1 protein-coding gene is annotated in these 608 nt (G+C 44.6%); it reads right to left on the reverse strand.

The window, feature by feature from the left end; all coding sequences use genetic code 11:
• Positions 1-608: lyase family protein (locus V7D75_RS12420; protein WP_333614808.1), on the reverse strand; the 608-nt coding region annotated here is incomplete at both ends.

Here is a 608-nt window from a genome sequence, read left to right on the forward strand (position 1 = left end):
ATGAGCGAGCATTGCGTTCGCCACACCCAAGTTACCTTCTGAATTTTCAAAATCAATGGGGTTGACTTTATGCGGCATGGTTGAAGAACCCACTTCACCGTCTTTTAGGCGCTGCTTAAAATAGCCTAAGCTAATATATTGCCAAATATCACGGTTAAAATCGATTAATATAGTATTGAAACGTTTGACCGCATCGAACAATTCAGCGATATAATCATGCGGCTCAATTTGCGTGGTGTACGGATTAAAGGTTAGCGCTAGACGTTGGTCAATAAACTGTTCAGCGTGTGCTTGCCAATCAACATCAGGATAGGCTGAGAAGTGCGCGTTATAGTTACCCACCGCGCCATTGATTTTACCCAGTAGTTCAACTTGACCGATCTGTTTGATTTGACGGGCTAGGCGATAAGCAACGTTTGCCATCTCTTTACCAAGGGTCGTTGGACTGGCCGTTTGACCGTGCGTGCGTGATAGCATTGGCTGGTCAGCATGAGTAATCGCCAAATCAACAATGCTATCGGTCACTTGCTGCATTTTTGCAACCACAATTTCGCGGCTGTCTTTTAGCATCAATGCGTATGACAAGTTGTTGATATCTTCACTGGTAC

The organism is Psychrobacter sp. (genome assembly GCF_036731945.1).
Taxonomy (GTDB): Bacteria; Pseudomonadota; Gammaproteobacteria; order Pseudomonadales; family Moraxellaceae; genus Psychrobacter.